Raw genomic sequence first — 10,148 nt, forward strand, 5'->3', positions numbered from 1 at the left:
TTGATGGGTATAGCTGTTAAATTGTTTCCCTTGTCTACCTTTCCCCTTGTCTTTCCAGGAAACGTCTCTCACAATGTGAAAATTAACAAACCACTACTCCTCATTCTCCATTTCACAAGCTCCAATACTGACCCAACTACTGGAACCATCAGTCCAATGTTCTTTTTTCCAGATAGGGGCAGTATGTTTCAAAGTATCAATAGCATAACGACAAGCTTCAAAGGCTTCGGAACGGTGTGGACAGCCAATGGCCACTAAAACACTAATTTCACCAATTTTTAAACGTCCGACGCGATGATGAATTACAACGGTATTAACATCTGGCCATTGACTACGAATTTCTGTGGCAATTTGTTCAAATACTTTGATAGCCATGGGTTGATAGGCTTGATATTCTAGGGCAACTACAGATTGACCGTCTGTTTGATTACGAACCATTCCGCTCATTACTACTACAGCACCATTGGCTGGATTATCTGCCAATGCGTAAATATCTTCAATAGATAAAGGAGCTATAGTAATAGAAAAGTTATCCTCTTCTTCTTGTGGCTTAGTAGATAAAGGCATGGATAATGAATAATTGATAATTAATAATAGATAATTTATAATTAATCTCCAGAGGTTTCAAGCCTCTCCTCTTTCATTGATCAGTTGTAATGAATAATTGATAGTTAGAGACTGTTTGTAAAATAAGTATTAAGAAAAAAGTTTCACAACTCAATCAACTAGCTTGAATAAGGCAAGGGATTGATATAACTCTACAGAGAGAGGAGGTATGACTATTCATACTTAATCAGTTAGTTGTGAAGTTCCTGATAACAAATAATTTTTTTTTGCCTCCATACCTCCATAACCTGTTCCCGGTTAATTTTTCCCTGTTCCCTATCTTCTTTTTTCATATTTCCTGATACATTCAACCTCTTAAAGAGAGTTTTTATTATTCATTATCTGTTCTCAATTATTAATTAATTTGAGACTTACACAAATGAAAACATTAATTAGATTAAAAATTGAGGGTTTTTGGGAAAATGAAACGGAGTATTTCATTGCTAGGAGTGATGATTTACAAGGGTTGGTAGCCGAAGGACAAACAATACAATAAGCGATATAAATTGCCGAGGATGTGGCAAAATTTTTGTTTAGTTTGGAAAAAGAAATGAATGATAGTTTAGAGTTACAAGCTATACCATCTCAGTTTTAATGTAAGCATTCAGCCGTCAGCTATCAGCCATCAGCTAGAAGGAGGAATTAGTCTGATGGCGGGAGTTAAAAGTCCGACACGGAAAAGGTCATCGGCTAAACTTAGTAATTTCAGGACTTACGCATGAACTCTATTGGTAGGGTGTGTTACCGCCAGCGTAACGCACCAAGACTCTATACATAGTGCCTTTGCGTAATACCAAATTCATGCATAGGCTGTTACATTCATTCTTTGTGATTTATTCCTACAGTTTAATACTTTATGACTGACATTTATTGTCAAAATTAAATTTTTTTTCTCCATTTTTTGTCTATTTATCTTGCCTACTTTAGGCGCTCCCTATCTCCCCATCGCCTGTTCTTTCACGCTCTGCAATATTTTATGAAAATGGTATAAGTCCTAAATTTATTACTTTCAGGCATCTTTTTGTAGAGCATGATCCAGGTAAAGCTGAGTGCTGACTGCTAATAGCTGAATGCTTACGTTTTAATATCCGTTAATTATGGAGGTTTAATGGGAAGATTAGCAGGGTTTTATTATCAAGAAGTAACAAAAAAACTTAGGTAAATTAGGCTTTATTTTTTATCGTTTAGCAAAAGGATAGCACGAAATTTGGTTGAATTATGAAACAAAATCTAGGACAACTATTTCCTATAATCAAGAAATTAAGGAGGGAACATTAAGAAGTATTTTAAAAGAAACTAATATTGATGTAGATGTTTTTTTAGGGTCTTAATTAGACTATTATATATATAGCAATCATATTTTATTAGTGTCAATAATCTTGCTACTTTTTAGAAGTTTCTTGCTATAACAACTCCCTACACTCTGGGTTTTCAGCAAACCCCTAATTAGAGATAACTTTGATTGTCAATTATTAATTATCGGTTTTTCCTTTTTTATTAGTGTCAACAATCTTGCTACTTTATTTAGAAGTTTCTTACTATAAAAACTACCCACACTCTGTTTTTTTCAGCAAACTCCTAATTAGAGATAACTTTAATTATCAATTATTAATTATCGGTTTTTCCTTTTTTATTAGTGTCAACAATCTTGCTACTTTATTAGAAGTTTCTTACTCTCCACGCTCCCCTACTCCCCTACTCCCCTACTCCCCTACTCCCCCACTCCCCTACTCAGTTTTTCCTCCTCCTAAAAGATATAGTAAAGCCATTCTTACAGCAATACCACTGGTTACTTGTTGAGAAATTAAACTTAACTGAGGGTCATCCATTAAATCAGAACTAATTTCTACTCCTCGGTTAACAGGTCCGGGGTGTAATATTTTAACTCCTGGTTGACAAAGTTTGAGGCGATCGCGTGTAATGCCAAATAGTTGATGATATTCTCGTAAACTAGGTAGTAAATGTTGAGTCATTCTTTCTTTTTGTAGGCGTAAAGTCATCACAAAATCTGCCTTTTCTAATGCAGGTTCAATATCCCAATGTACAAATAATTTACCAGGTCTATTATTACCAAATTCGGCAAAATATTGAGGTAATAAAGTAGGGGTTCCTGCTAAATGTAATTCAGCACCAGAAGCTGTCAAACTCCAAATATTAGAGCGTGCTACTCTAGAGTGAATAATATCTCCTACAATAGCAATTTTTTTTCCTTCTAAAAGTTCTATTCTAGGTTCAGTTGAATTTAACAATTTACAAATAGTAAATAGGTCAAGTAAAGCTTGAGAAGGATGTTCATGTTGACCATCTCCAGCATTAAGAACTCGAACTTGATAACCGTTTCGATCCATTGCAGAAGCGATCGCTGCTGGTACTCCTGCATCGCGATGTCTAATGACCATCATATCTGTTCCCATTGCTAGATAGGTCATTGCTGTATCAAGAATAGTTTCTCCCTTGGTAAGAGAAGAACTTCCTGGGGCAAAATTTAGGGTATCTGCAGATAAACGTTTAGCAGCTAATTCAAAACTATTACGGGTGCGTGTTGAGGGTTCAAAGAATAAATTTGCCACTACTTGACCTTGTAATGCAGGTACTTTTTTCATCCTGCGACCTAAAACTTCTTGAAAACTAGCGGCTGTTTGGAGTATGATATTATATTCTTCAGGTGTAAATTTTGCTAGAGATAGAATATGGCGATGAGTCCAAGAGTTTGTAGACATTTTCGATTGAATTTTTGTGAAATAATTATCAGTTAATTAAAGCTTGCTGAAAAAGTCTGATTAGTGAGGGTAGGAGTCAGGAGTCAGGAGTCAGGAGTCAGGAAGAATGGGTATGGGAGCGAGGAGGCAAGAGGAATAATTATCCCTTGATTTTCCTGCTATAATCAACCCAAAATCCTAACATGCATGACCATCAAGTAGCTCCAAACCAGGTACTTTTTCCAAACTTAAAAAGCCACTTACCTTTATTTGTCAATGCTTTTAGATTTAATCAGCCAACCCTAATTAATCAGCTTTTATCAATCTTATCTTATAGGGTTTATGCCTATTTCATAAAATATTCCTCTAGGTCATTTCAGTTATCAGTTATCAGTTATCAGTTATCATTCAATAATTGATAATTACCTATCCCTACAAGAAAGAGGATTGAATAAAAAGAAAATTTTTTCTTGTTTCTCCTTGAAAGGAGAGGCTTTAAACCTTTATTTTTCGGTCAAGTCAATTTTGAAAAAATTATAGGCTGTATTCTACTGGCAACATGAAAAGGCGGTAATAATTTTACAGAAGAAAATAATATTTTTCTACCGCCTTAACCCACTGAAAAATAGATCTTTGAGGCGTTTATTAGATTTATTTTACAGATACTTTCTCAGGTTAATTTTAAATAGGAAAATTAACCCAATTCTGCCGTCATACTAATTACTGTTTCGACGGTTTTACCAGGTTCAGCAATTAATAAATGTTCGCCAGTATTCATGGCATTCCGAGGACCAGTCCAAGGTTCTAAACAATAAAAATCTTTACCTTTTACTGTCCAAAAAACTAAAGTTGAATAATTACTATCGTAGTTAATAGTTAACTTTAAATTGCGACTTTTATCAGTCACTACTGCTGATTGTTTTGACAAATTAACAAACGCCCAATCAATTTCTTCAGCGTCAAAATCAAACACTCCAGAAAAAGTATTAACGGTCTGGTCGCCTTTGAGTTTATATTCATTTGAAGGTAAATCAAACTCTAATTGAGTCTTATCAGCAACAGCAAAATAAGGGTGAATACCTGTAGAAAATGGCATAGGTTTTTGAGATAAATTAGTGTGAGCATATCGCAGCTCTAAAGTATTACCCCGCAATATATAGGTATAATTTAACTCAAAATTAAATGGATATACTGCCAGAGTTTCATCATTACTGCGGAGACTTACAGTAATACTTGCACCATTATCGGTAGACTGTTGTGTAACTTGCCAAGGAAGGGTACGAGCAAAACCATGTTGCTTAAGTTTGTAAGTTTCTCCGTCTAGGGTGTAGGTATCATCGGGTAGGTTGCCACAGATAGGAAATAATAAAGGAATACCACCACGCACTGAAAGAGTGGGGTCGGCAAAACGTTCCTTATCCAGATAAAATATTTTTTGCTCTTGGGTGCGCCAGTCAGTGACAATGCCACCTCTTTCAGGTACAACAACGACCATAGACTGAGTAGTTTCGTCAGAGAGAATATAGGGTTGATTTTGTCCAGGGTTAGCAGCCATAAATAATTTACCTAAAACAACTGCTATTAAAATCTCACAGAATTGTCTAAAAATCTATTCATCTGCTGAAGCTCCCAGATGCGGATGGTAAAATTTTATCTTCTATTGCGTATAGAGCAATAGTCATTTCATTTGCTGAAGCTTCCGGAGATAGTAGTTTCATTTGTTGAAGTTCCCGGAGGCGGATGGTGAAAATTCCTTCTATTGCTCTATCCGCAATAGTAGGTTCATTTGCTGAAGCTCCCGAAGGCGGATGGTGAAAATTTTTCTTCTATACGCAATAGAACAATAGTCATTTCATTTGTTGAAGTTCCCGGAGGCGGATGGTGAAAATTCCTTCTATTGCTCTATATGCAATAGTAGTTTCATTTGCTGAAGCTCCCGGAGCTGGATGATAAAAATTTTCCTTCTATTGCTCTATCCGCAATAGTAGTTTCATTTGCTGAAGCTCCAAGAGACGGATGATAAAAATTTTCCTTCTATTGCTCTATTCGCAATAGTATTTTCATTTGCTGAAGCTCCAAGAGACGGATGATAAAAATTTTCTCTTCTATTGCGTATAGAGAAATAGTCATTTCATTTGCTGAAGCTCCAAGAGACGGATGATAAAAATTTTCTCAACTTCCAACTCCCCTCACTCGCTCCCAAACCTGTTCCAATAAATCTGGAGCATTCGCATCAAACCATTCAATTTCTGGATACCCTCGAAACCAAGTCCGTTGTCGCTTGGCAAACTGACGAGTATGTAAAACTGTTGCCTCGATCGCCTCAGTCAAACTAATATCTCCTGCCAAATATTGTTTCATCTCTGCATAACCCAACGTATCTAACAATGGCAACTCCGCACCATACTTTTCACACAAAAATTTTACTTCCTCCACTAACCCAACTTCCACCATTTTCTCAGTTCGATGACGAATACGATCGCCCAAAACCTCCACATCACAGTCTAACCCTATTTGTAAAATTCGATAATCTGGAGGGTTTTCTCCCTGCTGTTGAGAAATAGGTTTCCCACTCACATAAAACACTTCCAATGCTCGTAAAGTTCGCACCACATCATTAGGGTGAATTTTCTCAGCAGCAACCTCATCAATCTGCTGCAACATTTTGTAACATTGTTTTTGACCTAAATCTGCTAATTGCGATCGCAACTTTTCATTAGGCCCAACCCTAGGAATCTTCAAACCTTTAACTATTGCCTTTATATATAACCCCGTACCTCCCACTAATAAACTTGGTGGAGCAAAATCAGTTTCAGCAGTAAAAGAATTAACAATCAAACGTTGCGCTTGTTCCTGATATTCTGCCAATGTCAGAGTCTCTGTAGGTTCACAAATATCTATTAAATAGTGAGGTACCAATTCCCGTTCTGTTATAGTTGGTTTTGCGGTGCCAATGTTAAAATATTTATACACTTGACGAGAATCTGCACTGAGAATTACGGAACCGAATCTATGGGCCAAATCCAAGGCTAATCCAGACTTACCCGTAGCAGTTGGCCCGCAAATAGTAATTAGAGAAAAGTCAAAAGTCAAAAGTTAAAAGTCAAAATTAAAAGAAATTATTAATAAAACTATAATATTAGCACTTACGCAGCCAAAAGAGAAAAGTCAAAAGTCAAAATTAAAAGAAATTTTCATATCTCTCAAATTTAGTCACAGCAATAATGTAGGGGCGAATGGCCATTCGCCCCTACTACTAACTACTAAAAATCTGGGAAATTGTGACTCCTGACTCCTGAATTATGACTCATGACTCATAACTAATATCTACATCCCCCAAATAAATTTCTCATTAAAATACCCTAGAGCAGCGTTTAAGGCATTTATGTTATAATTTATGAGAAAAATTTCATTTTTTGACGAAAGTTGTTATTAAAGCCATTATTAGGAGAGATATTGCTATGGCCAGCAACAATTACGGCGCTGAACAAATACAAGTTCTGGAAGGTCTCGAAGCGGTACGGAAGCGACCGGGAATGTACATTGGTTCCACGGGGCCTCGTGGACTACATCATCTAATCTACGAAGTTGTTGACAACTCCATCGATGAGGCGCTAGCTGGTTATTGCACTCACATCGAAGTTGACCTGAATGAAGATGGTTCTGTCAGAGTTACAGATGATGGCCGGGGTATTCCAGTTGATACCCATTCTAAAACAGGTAAGTCTGCTTTGGAAACGGTTATGACTGTTCTCCATGCTGGAGGTAAATTTGGTGGAGGTGGCTATAAAGTTTCTGGGGGATTACACGGTGTGGGGGTTTCCGTGGTCAATGCCTTGTCAGAGTGGGTAGAGGTAACGGTCTGGCGGGATAAAAAGACACATATTCAAGGTTATGAACGTGGCAAACCGACTGGGGACTTGAAATCTAAAACTAATAAAGAAAAACGGACAGGCACATCAGTGCAATTTCTGCCAGATGAGGAAATTTTCACTACGGGTATTGAATTTGACTACAATACCATAGTTGGTCGTCTGCGAGAGCTAGCATATCTGAATGCAGGTGTCAAGATTACAATTACAGATTATCGCCTGGAGTTACTTAAAAGTGATGAACCGCGAATAGAATCTTATTGTTATGAGGGTGGTATTAAGGAATATGTCACCTACATGAACCGGGAAAAACAGCCTTTGCATGAAGAGGTGATTTTTGTGCAGGGGGAAAAGAATGATGTACAAGTGGAAGTAGCTTTGCAATGGTGTGTGGATGCTTTTAGTGATAATGTTCTTGGTTTTGCTAACAATATTAGAACTGTTGATGGCGGTACTCATTTGGAGGGGTTGAAAACTGTTTTAACCAGAACAATGAATGGTATTGCTCGGAAGCGGAATAAACTTAAAGAAAGTGATTCAAATTTGGGTGGTGAAAATGTCCGGGAAGGGTTAACGGCAGTTATTTCTGTGAAGGTTCCAGAACCAGAATTTGAAGGTCAAACTAAGACTAAATTAGGCAATACTGAAGTAAGGGGTATTGTTGACTCTTTGGTGGGAGAAGTTTTAACTGAATATTTAGATTTTAATCCTCAGATTGCTGATGCAGTTTTGGAGAAGGCTATTCAAGCTTTTAAAGCAGCAGAAGCAGCTCGTCGAGCGAGGGATTTAGTGAGGAGAAAATCAGTTTTAGAATCTTCTCCATTACCAGGAAAACTAGCCGATTGCAGTACGAAAAACCCGGAAGAATCCGAGTTATACCTCGTCGAGGGCGATAGCGCTGGGGGATGTTGGTTTTTAAATCAACAAATTGCTTTAACTGATGGACGTAATCTCAGCTTTGGAGAAATAGTAGCTGAACAAGCTGAGGGTAAAGAACATTTTTGTTACACAATTAATGAGAAGGGATATGTTGCAATTGAACGGATAATTAATGCAAGAATGACCAAGAAAAATGCCAGAGTTATTAAGATAACTTTGGATAATAATGAAACTCTAATTTGTACTCCAGACCATCCTTTTATGCTCAGAGATGGTAGTTATAAACCAGCAGCTTTATTAACACCAAATGATGCTTTGATGCCTCTGTATCGAAAGTTATCTCAAAAGAAAAAAAATGGTTGGGGATTAGATGGTTATGAAATGGTTTGGAACCCTAAAAAAGACAGTTGGATATATACTCATTTGTTGGCAGATTTTTATAACTTGGAAGTAGGAGTATATAATTCAGGAGATGGTAACCATCGTCATCATGTTGATTTTAATAAACTCAATAATAATCCCACAAATATTCAGCGACTTCCAGAAGAGGAACACTTGGCATTACACAGGGCACATCTTGAATTCACTTTGCATCGCCCTGATGTCAAAGAAAAAAGTCGTCAAGCTCATACAACTGATGAATTTCGGGCGATGATGAAGGAACGAATGCAGGAACCGGAGACACGAGAGATTTTGTCACAACAAGCTAAAGCACAGTGGGAAGTTGATGAGTATAAAGCTTTTATGGTTCAGAAATGGCGCGAGTTTTATGATAGCAATGAAGAGTATCGTGAAGAAAATCGCGAACAGTTAATGAAAGCACAGCAGGAATATTGGAGTAAAGCTGAGAACTGTCAAGCTCAAGCAGAACGAGTGCGGGATTATTTTGCGAATAACCCAGAAGCACGGGAGGCAGCTTCTGAAGTGGCGAAACAGCAATGGCAAGATGAAGATTTGTTGGAGTGGCGACGGCAAAAAACTAAGGAACAGTGGACTCCTGAGTTTCGTGCTAAACGTCGGGAAGCGCTGGATAAAACTTATTATCGTAAGACTCTTGAAGCTTTGCACAAGGTTTACCAGAGTTCTGGTTTCATAGACTTGGAATTGTATGATATTTATCGTCGTCGTGAGAAGGATAAGTCGATGTTGAAGTTTGAGACTTTTTACAACCGATACTTTGAAGGAGACGAATTTTTAGCACGGGATGCCATTCGGAATTATAATCATCGGGTTGTTTCTATCGAACCGTTGGAGGAGCGGTTTGATGTTTATGATGTCGAAGTTCCCAATACTCATAATTTTGCTTTAGCTAGTGGAGTTTTTGTTCATAATAGTGCTAAACAAGGTCGCGATCGCCGTTTCCAAGCAATATTGCCGTTGCGGGGTAAAATTATCAATATTGAGAAAACGGATGATGCCAAAATCTACAAAAATAATGAGATTCAATCAATGATTACTGCTTTGGGTTTGGGTATCAAAGGGGATGAGTTTGATGCTGCTCAACTGCGGTATCATAAGATAATTATTATGACTGACGCTGATGTTGATGGCGCTCATATTCGGACGTTGTTGTTAACGTTTTTCTACCGATACCAAAGGGCGTTAGTAGACCAGGGTTATATCTATATTGCTTGTCCTCCATTGTATAAAGTGGAGCGAGGTAGGAATCATTATTATTGTTATAGCGATCGTGAACTCAGTCAACTGATAGAAAATGAGTTTCCTGGTAATGCCAACTATACTATCCAACGGTTTAAGGGTTTGGGTGAAATGATGCCAGTTCAGTTGTGGGATACGACCATGAACCCTGACACTCGGACTTTGAAACGGGTAGAAATTGAAGATGCTGCGGAGGCAGATAGAATATTTACTGTGTTGATGGGCGATCGGGTAGCGCCAAGGCGTGAGTTTATTGAGACTTACGGACCGAAATTGAAAATTACCGATCTGGATATTTAGTAAAGTAGGGTGGGCAAATGTGAGTTGATGTTGGATGGTATAACTCAATATTTGCTCACTCTAGAATAGGGAGCGAGACTATAGAACCCCTGAAGGGATCTATTTAAAATTATAGATTGAGAGTAGGGGAGTA

7 protein-coding genes are annotated in these 10,148 nt (G+C 37.6%); 3 read left to right on the forward strand and 4 right to left on the reverse strand.

The window, feature by feature from the left end:
- Nucleotides 1-93: 93 nt before the first annotated feature.
- Nucleotides 94-567 carry a molybdenum cofactor biosynthesis protein MoaE gene (locus ACP6PK_RS07255; RefSeq protein ID WP_426559039.1) on the reverse strand — a complete coding sequence of 158 codons (474 nt, stop codon included), beginning with the start codon at nucleotides 565-567 and terminating at the stop codon, nucleotides 94-96.
- A gap of 418 nt (nucleotides 568-985) precedes the next feature.
- On the opposite strand from ACP6PK_RS07255, the gene ACP6PK_RS07260 reads away from it, so the two are divergent.
- Both ACP6PK_RS07260 and ACP6PK_RS07265 read left to right on the forward strand, forming a co-directional pair.
- Nucleotides 986-1,102 carry a DUF1902 domain-containing protein gene (locus ACP6PK_RS07260; RefSeq protein WP_426559041.1) on the forward strand — a complete coding sequence of 39 codons (117 nt, stop codon included), beginning with the start codon at nucleotides 986-988 and terminating at the stop codon, nucleotides 1,100-1,102.
- Nucleotides 1,103-1,817: 715 nt separating this feature from the next.
- Nucleotides 1,818-1,937: a type II toxin-antitoxin system HicA family toxin gene (locus ACP6PK_RS07265; protein WP_426559043.1), complete on the forward strand. Its 120-nt coding sequence runs from the start codon at nucleotides 1,818-1,820 to the stop codon at nucleotides 1,935-1,937.
- 396 nt (nucleotides 1,938-2,333) lie between these two features.
- Here the strand turns inward: ACP6PK_RS07265 and ACP6PK_RS07270 are convergent, their stop codons facing one another.
- From ACP6PK_RS07270 to miaA, 3 genes are all read right to left on the reverse strand, one after another.
- On the reverse strand, nucleotides 2,334-3,326 hold the full coding sequence (locus ACP6PK_RS07270) for an aspartate carbamoyltransferase catalytic subunit (protein WP_426559044.1): 993 nt from the start codon (nucleotides 3,324-3,326) through the stop codon (nucleotides 2,334-2,336).
- A gap of 673 nt (nucleotides 3,327-3,999) precedes the next feature.
- Nucleotides 4,000-4,860 carry an aldose epimerase family protein gene (locus tag ACP6PK_RS07275; RefSeq protein ID WP_426559045.1) on the reverse strand — a complete coding sequence of 287 codons (861 nt, stop codon included), beginning with the start codon at nucleotides 4,858-4,860 and terminating at the stop codon, nucleotides 4,000-4,002.
- Nucleotides 4,861-5,477: 617 nt separating this feature from the next.
- Nucleotides 5,478-6,398, reverse strand: coding sequence for a tRNA (adenosine(37)-N6)-dimethylallyltransferase MiaA (gene miaA, locus ACP6PK_RS07280; RefSeq protein ID WP_426559046.1), 921 nt, complete (start codon nucleotides 6,396-6,398; stop codon nucleotides 5,478-5,480).
- Between the two features lie 368 nt (nucleotides 6,399-6,766).
- Between miaA and gyrB the strand changes: the two genes are divergently transcribed.
- Entirely contained in the window at nucleotides 6,767-10,015 is a 3,249-nt protein-coding gene (gene gyrB / locus ACP6PK_RS07285) for a DNA topoisomerase (ATP-hydrolyzing) subunit B (protein ID WP_426559047.1), read from the forward strand.
- Nucleotides 10,016-10,148: the final 133 nt, after the last annotated feature.

The organism is Dapis hubbardiae BLCC-M172, assembly GCF_050016015.1.
Taxonomy (GTDB): Bacteria; Cyanobacteriota; Cyanobacteriia; order Cyanobacteriales; family Microcoleaceae; genus Trichodesmium.

Coding starts and splice junctions, on each gene's coding strand:
- ACP6PK_RS07255 (WP_426559039.1), bottom strand. CDS start 567: ATGCCTTTATCTACTAAGCCACAAGAAGAAGAGGATAACTTTTCTATT.
- ACP6PK_RS07260 (WP_426559041.1), top strand. CDS start 986: ATGAAAACATTAATTAGATTAAAAATTGAGGGTTTTTGGGAAAATGAA.
- ACP6PK_RS07270 (WP_426559044.1), bottom strand. CDS start 3,326: ATGTCTACAAACTCTTGGACTCATCGCCATATTCTATCTCTAGCAAAA.
- ACP6PK_RS07275 (WP_426559045.1), bottom strand. CDS start 4,860: ATGGCTGCTAACCCTGGACAAAATCAACCCTATATTCTCTCTGACGAA.
- gyrB (WP_426559047.1), top strand. CDS start 6,767: ATGGCCAGCAACAATTACGGCGCTGAACAAATACAAGTTCTGGAAGGT.